The following is a 23,685-nucleotide window of genomic DNA, read 5'->3' as shown; positions in this document are numbered from 1 at the left end:
ATTCCCGTCTGAAAAGTGCTTTTTTTCAATAGGTTACACATGAATCCTGACACTCCTCTTCAACTTCTGGGCGGCATCACGGCGCGCGAATTCCTGCGTGACTACTGGCAGAAAAAACCCCTGCTGATCCGTCAGGCGATTCCTGATTTCGAAAGCCCGATCGACGCCGATGAACTGGCCGGCCTGGCGCTGGAAGAAGAAGTCGAATCGCGCCTGCTGATCGAGCACGGCGAGCGTCCATGGGAATTGCGCCGCGGCCCGTTCGCCGAAGACGAATTCAGCAAGTTGCCGGAACGCGAATGGACCCTGCTGGTGCAAGCCGTCGACCAATTCGTCCCGGAAGTCGCCGAGCTGCTGGAAAACTTCCGTTTCCTGCCGAGCTGGCGCATCGACGACGTGATGATCAGCTTTGCCGCCCCGGGTGGCAGCGTCGGTCCGCACTTCGATAACTACGACGTGTTCCTGCTGCAGGGCCACGGCAAGCGCAACTGGAAAATCGGCCAGATGTGCGATTCAGAGAGCCCTCTGCTGCAACACGCGGACCTGCGCATCCTCGCTGATTTCGAAGCCACCGATGAGTGGGTTCTGGAACCGGGCGACATGCTCTACCTGCCGCCGCGCCTGGCTCACTGCGGCGTGGCCGTTGACGACTGCATGACTTACTCGGTCGGTTTCCGCGCACCGAGCGCCGCTGAAGTGCTGACCCACTTCACCGATTTCCTCAGCCAGTTCCTGTCGGACGAAGAGCGTTACACCGACGCCGACGCCCTGCCGGCGGTCGATCCTCATCAGATCCAGCACGACGCCCTCGATCGCCTGAAAAGCCTGCTGGCCGAGCACATGAGCGACGAGCGCCTGCTGCTGACCTGGTTCGGCCAGTTCATGACCGAGCCGCGCTACCCGGAACTGGTGGTGGGCCCGGAAGAAATCGAAGAAGACGACCTGCTCGCCAGCCTCGAGCAAGGCGCGATCCTGATCCGTAACCCGAGCGCGCGCATGGCCTGGTCTGAAGTCGATGACGATCTTCTGCTGTTCGCCAGCGGCCAGAGCCGTTACCTGCCGGGCAAACTGCGCGAGCTGCTGAAAATGATCTGCGCCGCCGACGCACTGCATGTCGACAACCTTGGCCAATGGCTGAGCGATGAAGACGGTCGCGGCCTGCTGTGCGAGCTGATCAAGCAAGGAAGCCTGGGATTTGCCGATGAATAAAATTCACGTTCGTGTCGCAGACTGGCAAAAGGATAACGCCGAGATCCGGCGCATTCGTGAGACGGTGTTCATCGCCGAGCAATCCGTTCCGCCTGAGCTGGAATGGGATGCTGATGACGCAACGGCAGTCCACTTTCTGGCCTTTGAAGGCGACTTCCCGATCGGCACCGCCCGCCTGCTGCCAGATGGTCACATCGGCCGGGTGTCGGTGCTGAAGGACTGGCGCGGCTTGAAAGTCGGCGATGCGCTGATGCAAACGGTGATCGGTGAAGCCGAGGAACGCGGACTGAAGCAGCAGATGCTGAGCGCACAAGTGCAGGCCACGGCGTTCTATGAGCGCTTGGGTTTCAGCATGGTCAGTGAGGAATTCCTGGAGGCCGGGATTCCGCATGTGGACATGGTGCGTCACTCCGCCTGAGCCCCTCTGTAACTGATCGTTCCCACGCCCCGCCATCCTCGGATGCCGGGGCGTTTTGCTGTCTACGATTCAACTTGCCCCACCGCGGGCCGACAAACTGGCAATATCAAGACTTTGAAGGCCGGAGATAACGGATATGTCCCTACGCACCCTGCTCACCACGCTGCTGCTGACCTGCAGTTTTTCGGTCATGGCCGCCACCGAGATCGTGCCCTTGAACTATCGCACCAGCGACGATCTGCTGCCGGTGGCGCAGAATTTCATCGGCAAGGACGGCCAGGTCAGCGCCTATGGCAATCAGCTGATCGTCAACGCAGAACAGCGCAAGATCGACGAACTTAAGGCCTTGATCGGCCAACTCGATGTGGCCGCCAAGCGCTTGCTGATCACCGTCGACACCAACGAGAACAACTTCCAGGGTGATCAGGGTTACTCGGTGAACGGTGCCAAGCCGAGCCAGACTCGCATCATCAACCGCAGCACCGACAGCCGCGACGGCGGTATCCAGCAGGTTCAGGCCAGCGAAGGCACGCCGGCGCTGATCCAGGTCGGCCAGAGCGTGCCGCTCACCAGCACCCAGACCGACAGCTATGGCGATCTGCGCAGCCAGACCGAATACCGCAATGTCACCCAAGGCTTCTACGTCACTGCCAGCGTCACTGGCGACATCGTTCATCTGGCAATCAGTACTAACCGTGACCGGATGAGCCAGGAACGTTCCGATGTAGTGAACGTGCAAAGTACCGACACAACTGTCAGTGGTCGACTGGGCGAGTGGATCACCCTGGCCGGCGTAAATCGCCAGACTCAGGCCGACAAACAGGGCCTGACCCGCAGCTACTCGACTCAGGGCCGGGATGACATGATTCTGCGGGTGAAAGTCGATACGCTGGACTAAAGCACCAAAAACTGACTGATTAGTCGTATTAGACCAAAGATGTAGTGCTTGAAAAAAAGCACTACAAAACGTTTGACGAGCCAAAAAAGCAAAGGCATGATGGCCTCGCTCCCGCTAATCAGAGGCCCTGGCAAGGGCTTTCGAGTCGCTGTTCGCACCTACCCCGCGAGCCGATTCGTGTCTGTACCGCCCACAAGGTGTGTTTGACGAGGTTGCCGACTGGAACGAAGTTGTCCCGAGGGACGGAAGCGTATTTAGGTAACCCGGCTCCACACTGAAGTTCGCACCAAGGCCCACGACGCCCGAATGCGCTCGCCAGTTCGCCCTTACCTGCTCACTTCCCCTCGAGCCCATCGTTCATCCCGTCGCCATCCCCGCCGAACCCGACTTGACCGCCTAAGCTTCTGGTCAGCGAGCAGCCTTTTACGCCCCTTTGAATTGCGTACTTGGCTCGCAGGATTTGTCCACCCAGAACCACTTTCGATTAAAGACGCGACGAGGTTTATCCCCATGGCACTGACACGCGAACAGCAAATTGCAGCCCTCGAAAAAGATTGGGCTGAAAACCCGCGCTGGAAAGGCGTGACACGCAATTACTCCGCTGCTGACGTCGTCCGCCTGCGTGGCTCGGTTCAACCTGAGCACACCTTTGCAAAAATGGGCGCCGACAAGCTTTGGAACCTGGTAACCCAGGGTGCCAAGCCGTCCTTCCGTCCCGAGAAAGATTTCGTCAACTGCATGGGCGCCCTGACTGGCGGCCAGGCTGTGCAACAAGTCAAGGCCGGTATCCAGGCGATCTACCTGTCGGGCTGGCAAGTGGCGGCGGACAACAACTCCGCCGAATCGATGTACCCGGATCAGTCGCTGTACCCGGTGGATTCGGTTCCGACCGTGGTCAAGCGCATCAACAACTCGTTCCGTCGCGCTGACCAGATCCAGTGGAAAGCCGGCAAGAACCCGGGCGACGAAGGTTACATCGACTACTTCGCTCCGATCGTGGCTGACGCCGAAGCCGGTTTCGGTGGCGTACTGAACGCTTACGAGCTGATGAAGAGCATGATCGAAGCAGGCGCCGCCGGCGTTCACTTCGAAGACCAACTGGCCTCCGTGAAAAAATGCGGCCACATGGGCGGCAAGGTACTGGTTCCTACCCAGGAAGCCGTGCAGAAGCTGACCGCTGCTCGCCTGGCCGCTGACGTTGCCGGTACACCGACCATCATCCTGGCCCGTACCGACGCTAACGCAGCCGACTTGCTGACTTCCGATTGCGACCCGTACGACCAGCCATTCGTGACTGGCGAACGTACCCAGGAAGGCTTCTACAAAGTGCGCGCCGGTCTCGACCAGGCCATCGCTCGCGGCCTGGCCTACGCACCGTTCGCCGACCTGATCTGGTGCGAAACCGCCAAGCCGGATCTGGACGAGGCTCGTCGCTTCGCTGAAGCGATCAAAAAGGAATACCCGGACCAACTGCTGTCGTACAACTGCTCGCCTTCCTTCAACTGGAAGAAAAACCTGGACGACGCGACCATCGCCAAGTTCCAGCGCGAACTGTCCGCCATGGGTTACAAGCACCAGTTCATCACCCTGGCCGGCATTCACAACATGTGGCACAGCATGTTCAACCTGGCGCACGACTACGCCCGCAACGACATGACTGCCTACGTGAAGCTGCAAGAGCAAGAGTTCGCTGACGCTGCCAAGGGTTACACCTTCGTGGCTCACCAGCAGGAAGTGGGCACCGGCTACTTCGACGACATGACCACCGTGATTCAAGGTGGCACGTCCTCGGTGACCGCGCTGACTGGTTCGACCGAAGAAGAACAGTTCCACTGATCTGCTTCGCTTAAGCAAACGGCCCTTGCGGACCGAATAAAAAGCTAACCGCAAAGCCGCTCATCTGACGCCCCGACTGGTTCGGGGCGTTTTTTTTGCCTGCGATTTATCCGCCACCAAGAAACCCTGTGGGAGCCGGGCTTGCCCGCGATGGCGACCTGTCAGTCAACATCTGCTGCGTCTGACACACCGCCATCGCGGGCAAGCCCGGCTCCCACAGGGAACGCGTCAACCCACAAGATTTTGCGAAACGCATTGATCCAGAGCAGTTTCACGACCCGGAAAATCAGGTAAAACGACCACGCTCGCTACTTGCAGTAACACGCATATAAGACAACTTCCCAACCACTAACCCGTTAAACAGTTTGAAAACCACGACAAATAATATTGATTATCATTTAGCGAGAACTATGTTCGTTACATTCCCTACAAGACATATTTGACAAAACCCCCGCTAATGCCCGAGCGGCATGGGCTACAGGGCTTTGGAGGCGCGCTATGTCCTTATTCTTGTAAATAATTTCGCTATCTGAATTTTACTTGCTCGGTGTTTAGCCATAAAATCACCGCGATTGATTGCTGCGACATATCGTCACTGCTTTGTTTCTTTTCAAGCTCAGAGACCTTTGCTCTCTGTTAAGGATTACCAGCATGCCCGAAGCGACCGGACTCATGGCCCACAACTGGGGCTTTGCCATTTTCCTTCTGGGTGTCGGCGGCCTTTGCGCCTTCATGCTCGGCGTCTCCAGCCTCCTCGGGTCAAAAGCCTGGGGCCGCAGCAAAAACGAACCGTTCGAGTCCGGCATGCTACCTACAGGTGGCGCCCGCTTGCGGCTCTCAGCCAAATTCTATCTGGTCGCGATGCTCTTCGTGATCTTCGATATCGAAGCCCTTTTTCTCTTTGCCTGGTCTGTGTCCGTCCGCGAAAGCGGCTGGACCGGATTCGTCGAAGCTCTCGTTTTCATAGCAATTCTGTTGGCAGGTCTTGTCTACCTATTCCGAGTGGGCGCCCTTGACTGGGCTCCGGAAGCTCGTCGTAAGCGGCAAGCGAAGCTGAAACAATGAGGCTTTGGCAATGCAATACAATCTCACCAGGATCGACCCCGATGCTCCTAACGAGCAGTATCCGATTGGCCAACGGGAAACCGTTTCCGATCCGTTAGAAGATCAAGTTCACAAAAACATTTTCATGGGCAAGCTCGAAGACGTGCTCAACGGCACGATCAACTGGGGGCGCAAGAACTCTCTGTGGCCGTATAACTTCGGTCTTTCGTGCTGCTACGTGGAAATGACCACCGCCTTCACGGCGCCCCACGACATCGCGCGCTTTGGCGCCGAGGTTATCCGGGCATCGCCGCGCCAGGCGGATTTCATGGTTATCGCCGGTACCTGCTTCATCAAGATGGCGCCGATCATTCAGCGTCTCTACGAGCAAATGCTCGAGCCTAAATGGGTCATCTCCATGGGTTCGTGCGCCAACTCCGGTGGCATGTACGACATCTACTCCGTCGTTCAAGGGGTGGACAAGTTCCTGCCCGTGGACGTCTACGTGCCTGGCTGCCCGCCCCGCCCTGAAGCTTTTCTGCAAGGCTTGATGCTGTTGCAGGAGTCGATTGGCCAGGAGCGTCGCCCACTTTCCTGGGTCGTTGGCGATCAAGGCGTTTACCGCGCCGAGATGCCTTCGCAAAAGGAACAGCGCCGCGAACAGCGTATTCAGGTAACCAACCTGCGCAGCCCCGACGAAGTCTGATCCAGATCTGTTCTTACAAAGAAACGAGAAACTGGCTTCATTCTTTACGTTGACCGAAAGCGATAAATAACCATGACTACAGGCAGTGCTCTGTACATCCCGCCTTATAAGGCAGACGACCAGGATGTGGTCGTCGAACTGAACAATCGTTTTGGCCCGGAGGCGTTCACCGCCCAGCCAACCCGCACCGGCATGCCGGTGCTTTGGGTTGCCCGCGCCAAACTCGTCGAAGTCCTGACCTTCCTGCGCAACCTGCCCAAGCCGTACGTCATGCTCTATGACCTGCACGGCGTGGACGAGCGTCTGCGCACCAAGCGTCAAGGGCTGCCAAGCGGCGCCGACTTCACTGTGTTCTATCACTTGATGTCGATCGAACGTAATAGTGACGTAATGATCAAGGTCGCCTTGTCCGAGAGCGACCTTAGCGTGCCGACCGTTACCGGTCTCTGGCCGAACGCCAACTGGTACGAGCGTGAAGTGTGGGACATGTACGGCATCAACTTTGCCGGTCACCCGCACCTGACCCGCATCATGATGCCACCGACCTGGGAAGGTCACCCGCTGCGCAAGGACTTCCCGGCCCGTGCCACCGAGTTCGACCCGTTCAGCCTGACCCTGGCCAAGCAACAGCTTGAGGAAGAAGCCGCGCGCTTCAAGCCTGAAGACTGGGGCATGAAGCGTTCCGGACCGAACGAGGACTACATGTTCCTCAACCTCGGCCCGAACCACCCTTCGGCGCACGGTGCATTCCGTATCATCCTGCAGCTGGACGGTGAAGAGATCGTCGACTGCGTGCCCGACGTCGGTTACCACCACCGTGGTGCCGAGAAGATGGCCGAGCGTCAGTCCTGGCACAGCTTCATTCCGTACACCGACCGTATCGACTACCTCGGCGGCGTGATGAACAACCTGCCGTACGTGCTCTCGGTCGAGAAGCTGGCCGGCATCAAGGTGCCCGAGAAGGTCGACGTCATCCGCATCATGATGGCCGAGTTCTTCCGGATCACCAGCCACCTGCTGTTCCTGGGGACTTACATCCAGGACGTCGGCGCCATGACCCCGGTGTTCTTCACCTTCACCGACCGCCAAAAGGCGTACACGGTGATCGAAGCCATCACCGGTTTCCGTCTGCACCCGGCCTGGTACCGCATCGGTGGCGTCGCTCACGACCTGCCGCGCGGCTGGGAAAAACTGGTCAAGGATTTCGTCGAGTGGATGCCCAAGCGTCTGGACGAATACCAGAAAGCCGCACTGGACAACAGCATCCTGCGTGGCCGGACCATCGGCGTCGCCGCCTACAACACCAAAGAAGCCCTGGAATGGGGCGTCACCGGTGCCGGCCTGCGTTCGACCGGTTGCGATTTCGACCTGCGCAAGGCTCGCCCTTACTCCGGGTACGAAAACTTCGAATTCGAAATCCCGCTGGCGGCCAATGGCGATGCCTACGACCGTTGCATCGTTCGCGTCGAAGAAATGCGCCAGAGCCTCAAGATCATCGAGCAGTGCATGCGCAACATGCCGGAAGGCCCGTACAAGGCGGATCACCCGCTGACCACGCCGCCACCAAAAGAGCGCACGCTGCAACACATCGAGACCCTGATCACGCACTTCCTGCAAGTTTCGTGGGGCCCGGTCATGCCGGCCAACGAATCCTTCCAGATGATCGAAGCGACCAAGGGCATCAACAGTTATTACCTGACGAGCGATGGCGGCACCATGAGCTACCGCACCCGGATTCGTACTCCAAGCTTCCCGCACCTGCAGCAGATCCCTTCGGTGATCAAAGGCAGCATGGTCGCGGACTTGATCGCGTACCTGGGTAGTATCGATTTCGTTATGGCCGACGTGGACCGCTAAGCATGAACAGCCCGCTTATCCAGACAGACCGTTTCGCCCTGAGCGAAACCGAGCGCTCGGCCATCGAGCATGAGCTGCATCACTACGAAGACCCGCGCGCGGCGTCGATCGAAGCCCTGAAGATCGTCCAGAAGGAACGTGGTTGGGTGCCTGACGGCGCGCTCTACGCCATCGGCGAAATCCTTGGCATCCCGGCCAGCGACGTTGAAGGGGTGGCAACGTTCTACAGCCAGATCTTCCGTCAGCCCGTGGGCCGTCACATCATTCGCGTCTGCGACAGCATGGTCTGCTACATCGGCGGCCACGAGTCGGTGGTCAGCGAAATCCAGGGCAAGCTTGGCATCGGCCTGGGTCAGACCACCGCCGACGGTCGTTTCACCCTGCTGCCCGTCTGCTGCCTCGGCAACTGCGACAAGGCGCCGGCGCTGATGATCGACGACGACACGTTCGGTGATGTGCAGCCTGCCGGCGTTGCCAAATTGCTCGAGGGCTACGTATGACCCTGACTTCCTTCGGTCCTGCCAACCGCATCAAGCGTGTCGCAGAGACTCACCCGCTCACCTGGCGTCTGCGCGACGACGGCGAAGCCGTATGGCTCGACGAGTACCAGGCCAAGAACGGTTACGCCGCTGCGCGCAAGGCCTTCGCCGACATGGCCCAGGACGACATCGTCCAGACCGTGAAAGACGCAGGCCTTAAAGGTCGCGGCGGTGCAGGCTTCCCCACGGGCGTGAAGTGGGGCCTGATGCCCAAGGACGAATCCATCAACATCCGCTACCTGCTGTGCAACGCGGATGAGATGGAGCCGAACACCTGGAAAGACCGCATGCTGATGGAGCAACTGCCCCATCTGCTGATTGAAGGCATGCTGATCAGTGCCCGTGCGCTGAAAACTTACCGTGGCTACATCTTCCTGCGTGGCGAATACACCACCGCCGCCAAGCACCTGAACCGTGCAGTGGAAGAAGCCAAGGCTGCTGGCCTGCTGGGTAAAAACATCCTGGGTTCGGGTTTTGATTTCGAGCTCTTCGTGCACACCGGTGCAGGGCGTTACATCTGCGGTGAAGAAACCGCACTGATCAACTCCCTCGAAGGCCGCCGCGCCAACCCGCGCTCCAAGCCGCCCTTCCCTGCCGCCGTTGGCGTGTGGGGCAAGCCGACTTGCGTGAACAACGTTGAAACCCTGTGCAACGTACCGGCGATCATTGCCGACGGCGTGGACTGGTACAAATCGTTGGCCCGCGAAGGCAGCGAAGACATGGGCACCAAGCTCATGGGCTTCTCCGGCAAGGTCAAGAACCCGGGGCTGTGGGAATTGCCGTTCGGCGTCACCGGTCGCGAGTTGTTCGAAGACTACGCGGGCGGCATGCGCGACGGTTACAAGCTCAAGTGCTGGCAGCCAGGCGGCGCCGGTACCGGTTTCCTGTTGCCGGAACACCTGGATGCACAAATGTATGCCGGCGGCATCGCCAAAGTAGGCACCCGTATGGGTACCGGCCTGGCCATGGCGGTGGACGACAGCGTCAACATGGTGTCCTTGCTGCGCAACATGGAAGAGTTCTTCTCCCGCGAATCCTGTGGCTTCTGCACCCCATGCCGTGACGGTCTGCCGTGGAGCGTCAAGCTGCTGCGCGCGATCGAGAATGGTGAAGGGCAAGCCGGCGACATCGAGACCCTGCTGGGTCTGGTCGGTTTCCTCGGCCCAGGCAAGACCTTCTGTGCACACGCACCGGGTGCCGTGGAGCCGTTGGGCAGCGCCATCAAATACTTCCGTCCAGAGTTCGAAGCCGGCATCGCGCCTACCAGCGCCGTCGTCCCGCCTCTGGCAAAGCCGATCGTAGTCGGCGCGTAACGCTTAAAAAAGGCGAAGGGTCCGTGCCCTTCGCCTTTCGTCCGATGACGCCTTTCGAGGCTGTTTGGATTCGGACGAATAACAAGATTCCATTAGCCACGCCCGCTGACACCGGGCCAACGAAGAACTTTGAACCATGGCCACTATCCACGTAGACGGCAAAGAGCTCGAAGTCGATGGGGCAGACAACCTGTTACAGGCGTGTCTGTCGCTAGGCCTCGATATCCCTTATTTCTGCTGGCACCCAGCCCTCGGCAGCGTTGGCGCTTGCCGCCAGTGCGCGGTCAAGCAGTACACCGACGAAAACGACACCCGTGGTCGCATCGTCATGTCCTGCATGACCCCTGCCACCGACGGCACCTGGATCTCCATCGAAGATGAAGAATCCAAGGCCTTCCGTGCCAGTGTTGTTGAATGGCTGATGACCAACCACCCTCACGACTGCCCGGTCTGTGAGGAAGGCGGTCATTGCCACCTGCAAGACATGACGGTCATGACTGGCCACAACGAGCGCCGCTATCGCTTCACCAAGCGTACTCACCAGAACCAGCAACTGGGGCCGTTCATTTCCCACGAAATGAACCGCTGTATCGCTTGCTATCGTTGCGTGCGCTTCTATAAAGACTATGCCGGCGGCACTGACCTCGGCGTGTTCGGTGCTCACGACAACGTGTACTTCGGTCGCGTTGAAGACGGCACCCTCGAAAGCGAGTTCTCCGGCAACCTCACCGAGGTCTGCCCGACCGGTGTGTTCACCGACAAGACTCACTCCGAACGCTACAACCGTAAGTGGGACATGCAGTTCTCGCCGAGCATCTGCCATGGCTGCTCCAGCGGTTGCAACATTTCCCCGGGCGAGCGTTACGGCGAACTGCGTCGCATCGAAAACCGTTTCAACGGTTCGGTGAACCAGTACTTCCTGTGCGACCGTGGCCGTTTCGGTTACGGCTACGTCAACCGCGAAGACCGCCCGCGTCAGCCACTGCTGGCCAACGGCGCGAAGTTGGGCCTCGACGAAGCACTGGATAAAGCCGCTGACCTGCTGCGCGGTCGCAACATCGTCGGTATCGGTTCGCCGCGCGCCAGCCTCGAAAGCAACTACGCGTTGCTGGAACTGGTCGGCGCCGAGCACTTCTACTCCGGTATCGAAGCCGCTGAGCTTGAGCGCATTCGTCTGGTTGTGCAGGTGCTCAAAGCCAGCCCGCTGCCGATCCCGAACATGCGCGACATCGAAGATCACGATGCGATTTTCGTCCTCGGCGAAGACCTGACCCAGACTGCTGCGCGCATGGCCCTGGCCCTGCGTCAATCGGTCAAGGGCAAGGCCGAAGACATGGCCGACGCCATGCGCGTTCAGCCATGGCTCGATGCCGCGGTGAAGAACATCGGTCAGAACGCACTGAACCCGCTGTTCATCGCCAGCCTGGCTGAAACCAAGCTCGACGACGTGGCTGAAGAATGCGTCCACGCAGCTCCTGACGACCTGGCCCGCATCGGTTTCGCCGTGGCTCACGCCCTCGACGCCAGCGCGCCAGCCGTTGAAGGCCTGGACGCTGAAGCCCTCGAACTGGCTCAGCGCATCGCCAACGCCCTGCTCGCGGCCAAGCGTCCATTGATCATTGCCGGCACCTCGCTGGGTTCCAAGGCGTTGATCGAAGCCGCGGCGAACATTGCCAAGGCCCTGAAGCTGCGCGAGAAGAACGGTTCCATCAGCCTGATCGTGCCAGAGGCCAACAGCCTCGGCCTGGCCATGCTCGGTGGTGATTCGGTCGACGCAGCCCTGCAAGCGGTGATCGACGGTAAGGCCGACGCCATCGTCGTGCTGGAAAACGATCTGTACACCCGTACCGACAAAGCCAAGGTCGATGCTGCCCTGAATGCCGCGAAAGTGGTGATCGTGGCGGACCATCAGAAGACCGCCACCAGCGATCGCGCGCACCTGGTTCTGCCAGCCGCCAGCTTCGCTGAAGGCGACGGTACGCTGGTCAGCCAGGAAGGCCGCGCCCAGCGTTTCTTCCAGGTCTTCGACCCGACTTACCTCGACGCAAGCATTCTGGTTCATGAAGGCTGGCGCTGGCTGCATGCCCTGCGTTCGACCCTGCTGAACCAGCCGATCGACTGGACCCAACTGGACCACGTCACCGCTGCCGTTGCTGCGAGCAAACCGCAACTGGCGCGCATCGTCGATGCCGCACCGTCCGCCGCGTTCCGCATCAAAGGCCTGAAACTGGCTCGCGAACCGTTGCGTTACAGCGGCCGGACCGCCATGCGCGCCGACATCAGCGTGCACGAACCGCGTACTTCCCAGGACAACGACACCGCGTTCTCGTTCTCCATGGAAGGTTACTCGGGCTCGGTCGAACCGCGTCAGCAAGTACCCTTCGCCTGGTCTCCGGGCTGGAACTCGCCGCAAGCCTGGAACAAATTCCAGGACGAAGTCGGTGGTCACATCCGCGCTGGCGACCCGGGCACTCGCCTGATCGAAAGCACCGGTGATTCGCTGAACTGGTTCGCCAGTGTTCCGCGCGCGTTCAACCCGGCTCCGGGCACCTGGCAGGTCGTGCCGTTCTTCCACCTGTTCGGCAGCGAAGAGAACTCTTCCAAAGCCACGCCGGTTCAAGAACGCATTCCAGCCGCTTACCTGTCGCTGGCCAAGTCCGAAGCCGACCGCTTGGGCGTCAATGACGGTGCCCTGCTGAGCCTGAACGTGGCCGGCCAGACCTTGCGTCTGCCGCTGCGCATCAACGAAGAGCTGGGTGCCGGCCTGGTCGCATTGCCGGCCGGTATTGCCGGCATTCCGCCTGCGATCTTTGGCAAATCCGTTGACGGTCTGCAGGAGGCAGCGCTATGACCTGGTTCACGCCTGAAGTGATCGACGTAATCATCGCGGTCCTCAAGGCCATCGTGATTCTGCTCGCCGTGGTGGTGTGCGGCGCGTTGCTGAGCTGGGTCGAGCGTCGTCTGCTCGCCCTCTGGCAGGACCGTTACGGTCCGAACCGCGTCGGCCCGTTCGGCGCGTTCCAGATTGCGGCCGACATGATCAAGATGTTCTTCAAGGAAGACTGGACCCCGCCGTTCGCCGACAAAGTGATCTTCACGTTGGCACCGGTCGTGGCCATGAGCGCCTTGCTGATGGCCTTCGCGATCATCCCGATCACCCCGACCTGGGGCGTGGCGGATATCAACATCGGCATCCTGTTCTTCTTCGCCATGGCCGGTCTGTCGGTCTACGCGGTTTTGTTCGCCGGCTGGTCGAGTAACAACAAGTTCGCCCTGTTGGGCAGCTTGCGGGCCTCGGCACAAACCGTGTCGTACGAAGTGTTCATGGGCCTGTCGCTGATGGGCATCGTGATCCAGGTCGGCTCGTTCAACATGCGCGACATCGTTGAATACCAGGCGCAGAACCTGTGGTTCGTCATTCCGCAGATCTTCGGTTTCCTGACCTTCTTCATCGCTGGCGTCGCCGTGACTCACCGTCACCCGTTCGACCAACCGGAAGCGGAACAGGAACTGGCCGACGGTTACCACATTGAATACGCCGGCATGAAATGGGGCATGTTCTTCGTCGGTGAATACATCGGCATCGTGCTGATTTCGGCGCTGCTGGTGACCTTGTTCTTCGGTGGCTGGCACGGTCCGTTCGGCATTCTGCCGCAGATCCCGTTCATCTGGTTCGCACTGAAAACCGCGTTCTTCATCATGTTCTTCATCCTGCTACGCGCCTCGATTCCGCGCCCACGGTATGACCAAGTGATGGATTTCAGCTGGAAGTTCTGCCTGCCGCTGACCCTCGTCAACATGCTGGTGACCGCTGCGGTCGTGTTGCTCAACACGCCCGCCGTCGCGGCTCAGTGAGGATAGAGAATCATGAAGTACATTTTTGACATCGTGCATGGCTTCTTCACCCAGCTTCGCAGCCTGGTGATGATCTTCGGCCATGCCTTCCGCAAGCGCGACACGCTGCAATATCCGGAAGAGGCGGTGTACCTGCCGCCACGCTTCCGTGGCCGTATCGTGCTGACCCGCGACCCCGACGGCGAAGAGCGTTGCGTAGCTTGCAACCTGTGCGCCGTGGCGTGCCCGGTCGGTTGCATCTCGCTGCAGAAAGCTGAAACCGATGACGGTCGCTGGTACCCGGAGTTTTTCCGTATCAACTTCTCGCGCTGCATTTTCTGCGGCCTCTGCGAGGAAGCCTGCCCGACCACCGCGATCCAGCTGACACCGGATTTCGAGATGGCCGAGTTCAAACGTCAGGACCTTGTGTACGAGAAAGAAGATCTGTTGATCTCCGGCCCCGGCAAAAACCCTGATTACAACTTCTATCGTGTTGCAGGTATGGCGATTGCCGGTAAGCCAAAAGGCTCCGCGCAGAATGAAGCCCAGCCGATCAACGTGAAGAGCTTGCTGCCTTAAGGAAGAAAGATGGAATTCGCTTTCTATTTCGCATCGGGTATCGCTGTTGTGTCCACGCTTCGCGTGATCACCAACACCAACCCCGTGCACGCCCTGCTCTACCTGATCATTTCGCTGATCGCCGTGGCCATGACGTTCTTCGCCCTCGGCGCACCGTTTGCCGGTGTACTGGAAGTGATCGCCTACGCCGGCGCCATCATGGTGCTGTTCGTGTTCGTGGTGATGATGCTGAACCTGGGCCCCGCCTCGGTTCAGCAAGAGCGCGTCTGGCTCAAACCCGGCATTTGGCTGGGCCCGGTCGCACTCGGCGCCCTGCTGCTGGCTGAACTGCTGTACGTGCTGTTCAGCCACTCCAGCGGCCAGGCCCTCGGCCACACCACCGTAGACGCCAAGGCCGTGGGCATCAGCCTGTTCGGTCCTTATCTGCTGGTGGTCGAACTCGCCTCGATGCTGCTGCTCGCCGCAGCCGTCACGGCGTTCCACTTGGGCCGCAACGAAGCCAAGGAGCAATGACGATGCCTGCTATCCCTATGGAGCATGGTCTGGCGGTTGCCGGCATCCTGTTCTGCCTCGGTCTGGTCGGCCTGATGGTCCGGCGCAACATTCTTTTCGTGCTGATGAGCCTGGAGGTCATGATGAATGCCTCCGCGTTGGCGTTCATCGTTGCCGGTAGCCGCTGGGCGCAGCCGGATGGACAGATCATGTTCATCCTGGTGATCAGCCTGGCAGCCGCCGAGGCCAGTATTGGCCTGGCGATTCTGTTGCAGCTGTATCGCCGCTTCCACACTCTCGATATCGACGCTGCCAGCGAGATGCGCGGATGAACCTTCTCTATCTGACTTTCGTATTTCCTCTCATAGGTTTCCTGCTGCTGGCGTTCTCACGCGGTCGCTGGTCGGAAAACCTTTCGGCGCTGATCGGCGTCGGCTCCATTGGCCTGTCGGCAATCGTCACTGCTTACATAATCTGGCAGTTCAACGTTGCACCACCTGAAGGCGGTCACTACACCCACGTGTTGTGGCAGTGGATGGCGGTAGAAGGCTTCACGCCTAACTTCGCGCTGTACCTGGATGGTCTGTCCCTGACCATGCTCGGTGTGGTGGTCGGCGTCGGCTTCCTGATCCACCTGTTCGCGTCCTGGTACATGCGCGGTGAAGCCGGTTATTCGCGCTTCTTCGCCTACACCAACCTGTTTATCGCCAGCATGTTGTTCCTGGTCCTGGCCGATAACCTGCTGTTCGTGTACTTCGGCTGGGAAGGCGTGGGCCTGTGCTCGTACCTGTTGATCGGTTTCTACTACAGCAACCGCAACAACGGTAACGCGGCACTCAAAGCCTTCATCGTGACCCGCGTCGGCGACGTGTTCATGGCCATCGGCCTGTTCATCCTGTTCCAACAGTTGGGCACGCTGAACATTCAGGAACTGCTGGTCAAGGCGCCTGAGCACTTCAAGGCCGGTGACTTCTGGATCGTTCTGGCGACCCTGATGCTGCTGGGCGGCGCTGTCGGTAAATCCGCGCAACTGCCGCTGCAAACCTGGCTGGCGGATGCGATGGCCGGCCCGACTCCGGTTTCGGCACTGATCCACGCCGCGACCATGGTAACCGCCGGTGTCTATCTGATCGCCCGTACTCACGGCTTGTTCGCCCTGGCGCCGGACATCCTGCACCTGGTGGGTGTTGTGGGTGGCGTGACGCTGGTGCTGGCAGGTTTTGCCGCACTGGTTCAGACCGACATCAAACGTATCCTCGCCTACTCGACCATGAGCCAGATCGGCTACATGTTCCTGGCTTTGGGCGTAGGTGCGTGGGACGGCGCGATCTTCCACCTGATGACCCACGCCTTCTTCAAGGCGCTGTTGTTCCTTGCATCCGGTGCTGTGATCGTTGCCTGCCACCACGAGCAGAACATCTTCAAGATGGGCGGCCTGTGGAAGAAACTGCCACTGGCCTACGCCAGCTTCATCGTCGGCGGCGCAGCCCTGGCGGCCTTGCCTCTGGTGACCGCGGGCTTCTACTCCAAGGATGAAATCCTCTGGGAAGCGTTCGCCAGCGGTAACCAGGGTCTGCTTTATGCAGGTCTGGTTGGTGCGTTCATGACCTCGCTGTACACCTTCCGCCTGATCTTCATCGCGTTCCACGGTGAAGCGAAGACCGAAGCACATGCGGGTCACGGCATTGCTCACTGGCTGCCACTGTCGGTGCTGATCGTACTGTCGACGTTCGTCGGCGCAATGATCGTTCCGCCGCTGCACGGTGTGCTGCCGGAAAGCGTCGGCCATGCCGGCGGCGAAGCCAAGCACAGTCTGGAAATCGCCTCGGGCGCCATCGCCCTGGCCGGTATCCTGCTGGCCGCGCTGCTGTTCCTCGGCAAGCGTCGCTTCGTCACCGCCATCGCCAACAGCGGCGTCGGCCGTTTCCTTTCGGCCTGGTGGTTCGCTGCCTGGGGCTTCGACTGGATCTACGACAAACTGTTCGTCAAGCCTTACCTTGCGATCAGCCATGTACTGCGCAAAGACCCGCTCGACCAGACTATCGGTCTGATCCCGCGTATGGCCAAAGGCGGTCACACCGCCCTGAGCCGCACCGAGACCGGTCAATTGCGTTGGTATGCCGCCTCGATGGCTGCTGGTGCCGTGCTGGTAATCGGCGCCGTCGTGCTGGTAGCGGTCTGATATGAACCTTGCGAACTTGCGAAAGGAAACGAGCCCGTCATGATTCTGCCTTGGCTAATCCTGATTCCCTTCATCGGCGGCCTGCTGTGCTGGATGGGTGAGCGCTTCGGCTCTACCCTCCCGCGCTGGATTGCGCTGTTGACCATGTCCCTGGAACTCGCTCTCGGCCTCTGGCTGTGGGCCCATGGCGACTATTCATTTGCTCCGGCGCCTGGCGCCGATCCGACCTGGGTGATTGAGTTCAAACACGTCTGGATCCAGCGTTTCGGCATCAACGTGCACCTGGCCCTCGACGGCCTGTCGCTGTTGATGATCCTGCTGACCGGCTTGCTGGGTGTCCTCTCGGTACTCTGCTCGTGGAAAGAGATCCAGCGTCATGTGGGCTTCTTCCACTTGAACCTGATGTGGATCCTGGGCGGTGTCGTCGGCGTGTTCCTCGCCCTCGACCTGTTCATGTTCTTCTTCTTCTGGGAAATGATGCTGGTGCCGATGTACTTCCTCATCGCGCTCTGGGGTCATAGTTCTTCGGATGGCAAGAAAACCCGGATCTACGCGGCGACCAAGTTCTTCATCTTCACTCAGGCTTCCGGCCTGATCATGTTGGTGGCGATCCTGGGGCTGGTACTGGTCAACTTCAACGACACCGGTGTGATTACCTTCAACTACGCCGATCTGTTGAAGACCAAGATGTCGATGACCACCGAGTACATCCTGATGCTCGGCTTCTTCATCGCCTTCGCGGTCAAGCTGCCAGTGGTGCCGTTCCACTCCTGGTTGCCTGACGCTCACGCCCAGGCACCGACCGCGGGTTCCGTGGACCTGGCCGGTATCTTGTTGAAGACTGCGGCGTATGGCCTGCTGCGTTTCGCCCTGCCGCTGTTCCCGAATGCCTCGGCCGAGTTCGCGCCGTTCGCCATGACCCTGGGTCTGATCGGGATCTTCTACGGTGCGTTCCTGGCCTTCGCGCAAACCGACATCAAGCGTCTGATCGCCTTCTCGTCCGTTTCCCACATGGGCTTCGTGCTGATCGGCATCTACTCCGGCAGCCAGCTGGCGCTGCAGGGCGCAGTGATGCAGATGCTGGCGCACGGTCTGTCGGCGGCGGCACTCTTTATCCTCTCCGGTCAGCTGTACGAGCGTACCCACACCCGCGATATGCGTGAGATGGGTGGCCTGTGGTCGAAGATTGCCTACCTGCCGGCTCTCAGCCTGTTCTTCGCCGCCGCGTCCCTGGGCTTGCCGGCGACCGGTAACTTTGTCGGCGAGTTCCTGATTCTGATCGGCACCTTCGCCAGCGCCCCATGGATCACTGTGATTGCGACGTCCGGCCTGGTGTTCGGTTCGGTCTACTCGCTGATCATGATCCACCGTGCCTACTTCGGCCCGTCGAAATCGGACGCGGTGTTGCATGGCATGGACGGTCGCGAACTGATCATGGTGGTTGGGCTTGCGGCGCTGCTGATCTACATCGGCGTGTACCCGCAGCCGTTCCTCGATACCTCTGCCGCGACGATGCATGGCGTGCAGCAGTGGCTCGGCACCGCCTTCACTCAACTCGCTTCGGCCCGGTAAGAGCGCTATGGAATTCACGACTCAACACTTTATCGCGCTTGCGCCGTTGTTGATCACCAGCGCCACGATCATCGTGGTGATGCTGGCTATCGCATGGCGCCGCAACCACTCACAGACCTTCCTGCTGTCGGTGGCAGGTCTGAACCTGGCTCTGCTGTCGATCCTGCCAGCTCTGAAAGTCGCGCCGCTGGCCGTGACTCCACTGCTGCAGATCGACACCTTCGCCTGCCTGTACATGGCGCTGATCCTGGTCGCCACCCTCGCTTGTGTCACCCTCGCCCACGCCTACCTCGGCGATGGCGGTTCGGGTTACCCGGGCAACCGTGAAGAACTTTACCTGCTGATCCTGATGGCCGCCGCCGGTGGCCTGGTGTTGGTCAGCGCGCAGCACCTGGCCGGCTTGTTCGTCGGTCTGGAACTGCTCTCGGTACCGGTTTACGGTCTGGTGGCTTATGCCTTCTTCAACAAGCGCTCGCTGGAAGCCGGTATCAAGTACATGGTGCTGTCGGCCGCCGGTTCCGCGTTCCTGTTGTTCGGCATGGCCCTGCTCTACGCCGACGCTGGCAGCCTGAGCTTCAACGGCATCGGTCAGGCCCTGGCGGCCACCGGTCTGCCAAGCTCTCTGGCTCAACTGGGCCTGGGCATGATGCTGATCGGCCTGGCGTTCAAATTGTCGCTGGTACCGTTCCATCTCTGGACCCCGGACGTTTACGAAGGTGCCCCGGCACCGGTGGCAGCGTTCCTGGCCACCGCGTCGAAAGTCGCTGTGTTTGCGGTGATGGTGCGTCTGTTCCAGATCTCGCCAGCGGCGAGCAGCGGTGTGCTGAGCGACGTGCTGACCATCATCGCCATCGCGTCGATCCTGTTCGGTAACCTGCTGGCACTGACCCAAAGCAACCTCAAGCGTCTGCTGGGTTACTCGTCCATCGCCCACTTCGGCTACCTGCTGATCGCCCTGGTGGCGAGCAAAGGCCTGGCCGTGGAAGCCATCGGCGTGTACCTGGTCACCTACGTGATCACCAGCCTCGGCGCGTTCGGCGTGATCACCCTGATGTCCTCGCCGTACAACGGCCGTGACGCGGACGCCCTGTACGAATACCGCGGCTTGTTCTGGCGCCGTCCGTACTTGACCGCCGTCCTGACCGTGATGATGCTGTCCCTGGCCGGTATCCCGCTGACCGCGGGCTTCATCGGCAAGTTCTACATCATCGCTACCGGTGTCGAATCGCACCAATGGTGGCTGGTCGGCTCCCTGGTGCTGGGCAGCGCCATCGGCGTCTTCTACTACCTGCGTGTGATGGTCACCCTGTACCTGATGGAACCGAACCTGCGTCGCCACGATGCCCAGCTGCACTGGGAACAACGTGCAGGCGGCGTAATGCTGCTGGCGATTGCCGTACTGGCATTCTTCCTCGGCCTGTATCCACAGCCGCTGCTGAACCTGGTTCAACAATCGGGGTTGGCGGGTTGATCGCTTAAGCGATTCTCGGTAACAAACAAAAACGGCACCTTCGGGTGCCGTTTTTGCGTTGGCTAACAGCACATCGCTACCACCCCTTCTTCCTCTTCAAGACGATCCACCCGCCGTTTTATGTGTGAAAAATCTCGCCTCCCTTTAGGAAAATTCATCACGTGCACAAGAAAAATCCAGTCAGGCGTCTTCACCGCTGACGTTGCTTCAATCACTCGCTGAAAAATCCCACATTACCTCCGCCGAAAAACGTTGACCCAGGTGAGGCTTCCCGAATTTCCTCAGGGGATTCAACCCCCGACACTGCTGTTGCTCTCTGGCCCGGCAGCGTTTCAAGCCTAGGTTGATGTGTACGTATTTCGACACCCTCCCCAACCCGGAACTGAAACGCCTGGACATTTTTGACCCTCCACAATTCGCCTTATAGATTTGGCTCGTGCTTGAAACAGCACCTTCAACCATAAAAAAAGGAACTTCCCAATGGGTTACATAAGTAGCTGGAACGCCAACAAAATCGTGGAACTGGATGAGCAGGAAACCAGCCATCCGGATCACATCGAAGCGCTGCAACTGAGCGAAGAGGAACTGGCGGAACTCGACGCCGAGTAACGGAATGAACGGGGGATGAAAATCCCCCGTTCTTTTTTGAGGAAGGTAAGCATGGACAGAGCAAGGATAATCGAGCGCGAACTCACGCCAGAGCAGGCACATCAGCGTATCCAAACCGAACTTGGCCGTCTGGGACTGACCCCGGTCACCCGCACCCTTGGCCACCACGTTGTTTCGGTACAGGCAGCACTCACTGACAACGACGGCCAACCCTTGGCCCGCGGCGCCGGCAAAGGTTATGCGGCCGCAGCAGAGCTGGGTGCTCTTTATGAAGCCCTTGAGCACTACTGGACAGACTCGCTCACGGCAGACGACTTTCACTTCGTCTGCGCAAGTTACTTCGCTCAGACAGCGCTGTTCAGTGAAGACCCTGTGTTGCGCATCGCCGACCAGCAAAACAAGCGGGTCCCGTGCCGAATCTATACGTGCCCCGGACAATGCCCGCCGTTTTCCTATCCGGTCGCGCTGACCTCCCCCAACACCGTACAGTCTGTGTTTGAGCACGAGGCGGCGGACTGTCGCGCCCTACACCGTTATTCCAGCAACAGTGGCACCGCCATTGGTGCCAGTTACAACGAAGCCCTGCTGCATGCCATTAATGAATGCATCGAACGGGATGCTGTCTCGCTGTTTCTGCTGGATCACTTTTACTACCAGAATCACCCGCCACTGCGCCAGGTCACCCGCCCCAGCCATGACACTGTTCTCGGCCGACTGTGGGCGGATGCCGAACGGGAAATCGGCGCGGATGTCGTGCTGCTGGACATCAGCCGCGAGTTCGTAGCACGCACCTTCCTGGCTTTTTCCGCTGCACCCGGCGTTCACATTCGCATATTCGGCACGGGTTGTTCCCTGGATCCACGCCATGGTGCCTGGCGCGCGCTCACGGAACTGGTGCAACTGCACCTCGCCGCGTCAGAGCCCGAATACAAGCAGTACCTGTTCAATGCGCAGCGCCACCTGCACCCCTTTCCCCGCTTACTGCGCTGCTTGCAATTCAACCCTGACACCCTGCTGCATCGCTGCGCTCAGCACACGGTGATACTGCCCGAAGCCTGCGTGGATACGTCGTTGCCATTGCAGATCGAGCAATTGACCAGGGATCTTCAACACCACGGCCGGACCCTAGGCGCAACAACCCTTCATCAAACCGAACTCGGCACCACTCTGGTCAACGTGGTGATTCCCGGGCTCGAACGGTTTTTCATCGTGTCCAGCGGCAACGTGGTGATTCCCCACACCCGAGGTCGGCGGCTGGAAAAACGGTATCAGGGAATTAACCCATGAACAGTCGAGCAAAAGACACTCCAAAGGCGCGTGAGCTCTCGCTGGCAAAAAACATGGCCAACCACATCACGTGCGCCGGCCCGATCAGTTGTTTCGTCGAGCCACCGGGCAATGGCTTGCATCAGGTATTTTTGCTGCGTGTGAGGGGCTGTGACTGGGTGGGCCGCAAGGTGTTGCAGCGTGACCAGCATCATCGCTGGGGCCTGAGCAGCATCTTGATCCCTGCCATGTTGTTGGGACCGCACAGGCAGTCGCAATGGGGCAACGAAGGTGTGTCGATCTACTTTCAAGCATCGACGGAGAAAGAAAGAACCGAAGCCTTCGAAACGGCACTGACCTGCCCGGACAGCGAGATCCATTTTCCCTTTGCCGTGACGGACGATAGCGGTCAGGAGGCCGTTTGCCCATCCGACTACTGGCAAGGCAACGAATCCCTCGCCGCGCTATTGAACGCAGACGAACTTCACTTTCGCGAACACTGCGTGACCGTGCTCAGGACACTCTTGAAACCCGGCGACCTGGTGTACGACCCGGCCTGCTCGACCGGCGAGTTCATCGCCCATCTGGCCACCGAACTCGCCGATGGCCGCTACCTCGGAACAGATCGTTCAACCTCAATGATCGAATATGCGCAACAGCGCCATAGCGCTTCCTCTGTCGAGTTTCGGGTGATGGAGGCCACAACATCCACTGAATCCAATATTCGCTGCGAGGTACTGATCCTTCGCTTCCTGAATGCCGAAGTCATGACCCGCCGCCAAGCACACTGCGCATTTGAAAGCCTGGTACGTTGCGTGAAGCCTGACGGCACGATTCTGGTGTTCGGACACTCCCCGGTTTTACTGGCGCTGCCCTGGCTGGCGCACACCTTCGCACTGGCGATCATCTGCAGCGTATCGGCGCGCACCGGGTGCCAGGAGTTGTTTCAGTTCTACCGCCTGACGGTTCCGACCGTATGACCGGCGCAAACGGTTACCTCGCCACCGATGACGGCCATCAACTGTACTGGGAGCGCCACGGAACTCTCGGCGGCGAGCCGGTGTTCTTCTTGCACGGAGGCCCGGGCGGGCGCTGTAGCCGCCATCATCTGGAGTTCTTCGATCTGCGCTGTTTTGACGTCATTCTGCTTGACCAACGTGGATGTGGCCGTTCACGTCCGTACGGGCAAACCCGCCGCAACAGCACCGGCCTGAACGTCGAAGACATCGACGCTTTGCGTCTGCACCTTGGGTTGGAGCGCATCAGTTTGCTGGGGGTTTCCTGGGGCAGCTGGCTGGCCATCCAATACCAGCAGCGCTACCCCGCCGCCCTGCTGAAAACCACTCTGGTGTCGATTTTCGTACCGTTTGAGGCGAACAGAAGTGCCTACGAAGAAGCGATCGATGCGGCCTTGTCCGAAGTCGGTGGCGGTACCACCCGGGACATCCACCAAACATTGAACAACGGGGGTTGCGAACAACAGCGCCAGGCCGCCATCCACTGGTTGCAAGCCACGTTGCGACTCAACGGGCAATCGATGCCCCTTGGTGCACTCAAGGTGTTTGTCGACGAAGAGGCCGTGCATGCCATCCGCCTGGAACTGCATTACCACGTCAATCGCTACTTCTTCAGCGTGGATGACGAAAACCTCTCGCTCAATACCGACACCCTGGTGATACAAGGCATCAAAGACACTTTCGGCATGGCCAGTCTGCGCTGGTTGCGCGAGCGCCAGCCCATTCACTGTCGCCTGCTGCGCGCTGGGCACAACGCTTTCGAATTGCCGGTATTGAAAGCCGTGCGCCAGTCGTTGAAGCGCGCATATACGCTGTAGACCACGCCGACATGACGAAATTGTAA

Annotated in this window: 21 protein-coding genes; all 21 read left to right on the top strand. The window is 59.6% G+C overall.

The features are described 5' to 3' along the window. The first annotated feature begins 39 nt into the window (after positions 1-39). The 21 genes from AB3226_RS24400 (at position 40) to AB3226_RS24300 (ending at position 23,659) form a co-directional block, all read left to right on the top strand. Positions 40-1,209, top strand: a complete 1,170-nt coding sequence (locus AB3226_RS24400) for a JmjC domain-containing protein (protein WP_367374941.1) — start codon at positions 40-42, stop codon at positions 1,207-1,209. Continuing rightward, positions 1,202-1,627, top strand: coding sequence for a GNAT family N-acetyltransferase (locus AB3226_RS24395; protein WP_367374940.1), 426 nt, complete (start codon positions 1,202-1,204; stop codon positions 1,625-1,627). The genes AB3226_RS24400 and AB3226_RS24395 overlap by 8 nt, the downstream gene beginning before the upstream one ends. A gap of 136 nt (positions 1,628-1,763) precedes the next feature. After that, positions 1,764-2,525 (top strand): secretin N-terminal domain-containing protein, encoded by a 762-nt coding sequence (locus AB3226_RS24390; protein WP_367374939.1) that lies wholly within the window; start codon positions 1,764-1,766, stop codon positions 2,523-2,525. A gap of 510 nt (positions 2,526-3,035) precedes the next feature. Next, positions 3,036-4,361: an isocitrate lyase gene (aceA, locus tag AB3226_RS24385; RefSeq protein WP_007905048.1), complete on the top strand. Its 1,326-nt coding sequence runs from the start codon at positions 3,036-3,038 to the stop codon at positions 4,359-4,361. Positions 4,362-5,012: 651 nt separating this feature from the next. Further along, positions 5,013-5,426 (top strand): NADH-quinone oxidoreductase subunit A, encoded by a 414-nt coding sequence (locus AB3226_RS24380; protein ID WP_007905050.1) that lies wholly within the window; start codon positions 5,013-5,015, stop codon positions 5,424-5,426. Positions 5,427-5,436: 10 nt separating this feature from the next. Then, positions 5,437-6,111 carry an NADH-quinone oxidoreductase subunit B family protein gene (locus AB3226_RS24375; RefSeq protein WP_007940869.1) on the top strand — a complete coding sequence of 225 codons (675 nt, stop codon included), beginning with the start codon at positions 5,437-5,439 and terminating at the stop codon, positions 6,109-6,111. A 72-nt stretch (positions 6,112-6,183) separates the two neighbouring features. Further along, positions 6,184-7,968 carry an NADH-quinone oxidoreductase subunit C/D gene (nuoC, locus tag AB3226_RS24370; RefSeq protein WP_123722022.1) on the top strand — a complete coding sequence of 595 codons (1,785 nt, stop codon included), beginning with the start codon at positions 6,184-6,186 and terminating at the stop codon, positions 7,966-7,968. Between the two features lie 2 nt (positions 7,969-7,970). Then, on the top strand, positions 7,971-8,468 hold the full coding sequence (nuoE, locus tag AB3226_RS24365) for an NADH-quinone oxidoreductase subunit NuoE (protein WP_367374938.1): 498 nt from the start codon (positions 7,971-7,973) through the stop codon (positions 8,466-8,468). Then, positions 8,465-9,820 (top strand): NADH-quinone oxidoreductase subunit NuoF, encoded by a 1,356-nt coding sequence (gene nuoF, locus AB3226_RS24360; protein WP_367374937.1) that lies wholly within the window; start codon positions 8,465-8,467, stop codon positions 9,818-9,820. Before nuoE ends, nuoF begins: the two co-directional genes overlap by 4 nt. A 136-nt stretch (positions 9,821-9,956) precedes the next feature. Next, positions 9,957-12,671 carry an NADH-quinone oxidoreductase subunit NuoG gene (nuoG, locus tag AB3226_RS24355; RefSeq protein ID WP_367374936.1) on the top strand — a complete coding sequence of 905 codons (2,715 nt, stop codon included), beginning with the start codon at positions 9,957-9,959 and terminating at the stop codon, positions 12,669-12,671. Further along, positions 12,668-13,675, top strand: coding sequence for an NADH-quinone oxidoreductase subunit NuoH (gene nuoH, locus AB3226_RS24350; protein WP_052967022.1), 1,008 nt, complete (start codon positions 12,668-12,670; stop codon positions 13,673-13,675). The genes nuoG and nuoH overlap by 4 nt, the downstream gene beginning before the upstream one ends. 9 nt (positions 13,676-13,684) lie before the next feature. Further along, entirely contained in the window at positions 13,685-14,233 is a 549-nt protein-coding gene (gene nuoI / locus AB3226_RS24345) for an NADH-quinone oxidoreductase subunit NuoI (protein ID WP_052967023.1), read from the top strand. 9 nt (positions 14,234-14,242) lie between these two features. Beyond that, entirely contained in the window at positions 14,243-14,746 is a 504-nt protein-coding gene (nuoJ, locus tag AB3226_RS24340) for an NADH-quinone oxidoreductase subunit J (RefSeq protein WP_105343952.1), read from the top strand. Positions 14,747-14,748: 2 nt separating this feature from the next. Continuing rightward, the gene (nuoK, locus tag AB3226_RS24335; protein WP_007946416.1) at positions 14,749-15,057 is read left to right on the top strand and encodes an NADH-quinone oxidoreductase subunit NuoK; all 309 of its coding nucleotides are present in this window, start codon (positions 14,749-14,751) and stop codon (positions 15,055-15,057) included. Then, positions 15,054-16,907, top strand: coding sequence for an NADH-quinone oxidoreductase subunit L (nuoL, locus tag AB3226_RS24330; RefSeq protein ID WP_367374935.1), 1,854 nt, complete (start codon positions 15,054-15,056; stop codon positions 16,905-16,907). The genes nuoK and nuoL overlap by 4 nt, the downstream gene beginning before the upstream one ends. Before the next feature lie 39 nt (positions 16,908-16,946). Continuing rightward, entirely contained in the window at positions 16,947-18,479 is a 1,533-nt protein-coding gene (nuoM, locus tag AB3226_RS24325; protein WP_367374934.1) for an NADH-quinone oxidoreductase subunit M, read from the top strand. Positions 18,480-18,486: 7 nt separating this feature from the next. After that, positions 18,487-19,950 carry an NADH-quinone oxidoreductase subunit NuoN gene (gene nuoN, locus AB3226_RS24320; RefSeq protein ID WP_008014910.1) on the top strand — a complete coding sequence of 488 codons (1,464 nt, stop codon included), beginning with the start codon at positions 18,487-18,489 and terminating at the stop codon, positions 19,948-19,950. A 480-nt stretch (positions 19,951-20,430) separates the two neighbouring features. Further along, a complete protein-coding gene (locus AB3226_RS24315; RefSeq protein ID WP_367374933.1) occupies positions 20,431-20,559 on the top strand; it encodes a hypothetical protein in 129 nt (42 codons plus the stop codon). A 51-nt stretch (positions 20,560-20,610) separates the two neighbouring features. Further along, positions 20,611-21,846 carry a YcaO-like family protein gene (locus AB3226_RS24310; RefSeq protein WP_367374932.1) on the top strand — a complete coding sequence of 412 codons (1,236 nt, stop codon included), beginning with the start codon at positions 20,611-20,613 and terminating at the stop codon, positions 21,844-21,846. After that, positions 21,843-22,805 (top strand): class I SAM-dependent methyltransferase, encoded by a 963-nt coding sequence (locus tag AB3226_RS24305; RefSeq protein WP_367374931.1) that lies wholly within the window; start codon positions 21,843-21,845, stop codon positions 22,803-22,805. Before AB3226_RS24310 ends, AB3226_RS24305 begins: the two co-directional genes overlap by 4 nt. Next, complete coding sequence (locus AB3226_RS24300) at positions 22,802-23,659, top strand: alpha/beta fold hydrolase (RefSeq protein WP_367374930.1); 858 nt, start codon at positions 22,802-22,804, stop codon at positions 23,657-23,659. The genes AB3226_RS24305 and AB3226_RS24300 overlap by 4 nt, the downstream gene beginning before the upstream one ends. The last annotated feature ends 26 nt before the right edge of the window (positions 23,660-23,685 follow it).

This window comes from Pseudomonas lini (assembly GCF_964063345.1).
GTDB classification, from domain to species: Bacteria; Pseudomonadota; Gammaproteobacteria; order Pseudomonadales; family Pseudomonadaceae; genus Aquipseudomonas; species Aquipseudomonas lini_B.
Note: the sequence above shows the minus strand (reverse complement) of the source record. Positions and strands in the feature narration are given on the sequence as shown.

Coding starts and splice junctions, on each gene's coding strand:
- nuoC (WP_123722022.1), top strand. CDS start 6,184: ATGACTACAGGCAGTGCTCTGTACATCCCGCCTTATAAGGCAGACGAC.
- nuoJ (WP_105343952.1), top strand. CDS start 14,243: ATGGAATTCGCTTTCTATTTCGCATCGGGTATCGCTGTTGTGTCCACG.
- aceA (WP_007905048.1), top strand. CDS start 3,036: ATGGCACTGACACGCGAACAGCAAATTGCAGCCCTCGAAAAAGATTGG.
- AB3226_RS24390 (WP_367374939.1), top strand. CDS start 1,764: ATGTCCCTACGCACCCTGCTCACCACGCTGCTGCTGACCTGCAGTTTT.
- AB3226_RS24380 (WP_007905050.1), top strand. CDS start 5,013: ATGCCCGAAGCGACCGGACTCATGGCCCACAACTGGGGCTTTGCCATT.
- nuoF (WP_367374937.1), top strand. CDS start 8,465: ATGACCCTGACTTCCTTCGGTCCTGCCAACCGCATCAAGCGTGTCGCA.
- AB3226_RS24305 (WP_367374931.1), top strand. CDS start 21,843: ATGAACAGTCGAGCAAAAGACACTCCAAAGGCGCGTGAGCTCTCGCTG.
- AB3226_RS24395 (WP_367374940.1), top strand. CDS start 1,202: ATGAATAAAATTCACGTTCGTGTCGCAGACTGGCAAAAGGATAACGCC.
- nuoE (WP_367374938.1), top strand. CDS start 7,971: ATGAACAGCCCGCTTATCCAGACAGACCGTTTCGCCCTGAGCGAAACC.
- AB3226_RS24310 (WP_367374932.1), top strand. CDS start 20,611: ATGGACAGAGCAAGGATAATCGAGCGCGAACTCACGCCAGAGCAGGCA.
- AB3226_RS24315 (WP_367374933.1), top strand. CDS start 20,431: ATGGGTTACATAAGTAGCTGGAACGCCAACAAAATCGTGGAACTGGAT.
- nuoN (WP_008014910.1), top strand. CDS start 18,487: ATGGAATTCACGACTCAACACTTTATCGCGCTTGCGCCGTTGTTGATC.
- nuoH (WP_052967022.1), top strand. CDS start 12,668: ATGACCTGGTTCACGCCTGAAGTGATCGACGTAATCATCGCGGTCCTC.
- AB3226_RS24300 (WP_367374930.1), top strand. CDS start 22,802: ATGACCGGCGCAAACGGTTACCTCGCCACCGATGACGGCCATCAACTG.
- nuoK (WP_007946416.1), top strand. CDS start 14,749: ATGCCTGCTATCCCTATGGAGCATGGTCTGGCGGTTGCCGGCATCCTG.
- AB3226_RS24400 (WP_367374941.1), top strand. CDS start 40: ATGAATCCTGACACTCCTCTTCAACTTCTGGGCGGCATCACGGCGCGC.
- nuoG (WP_367374936.1), top strand. CDS start 9,957: ATGGCCACTATCCACGTAGACGGCAAAGAGCTCGAAGTCGATGGGGCA.
- AB3226_RS24375 (WP_007940869.1), top strand. CDS start 5,437: ATGCAATACAATCTCACCAGGATCGACCCCGATGCTCCTAACGAGCAG.
- nuoL (WP_367374935.1), top strand. CDS start 15,054: ATGAACCTTCTCTATCTGACTTTCGTATTTCCTCTCATAGGTTTCCTG.
- nuoM (WP_367374934.1), top strand. CDS start 16,947: ATGATTCTGCCTTGGCTAATCCTGATTCCCTTCATCGGCGGCCTGCTG.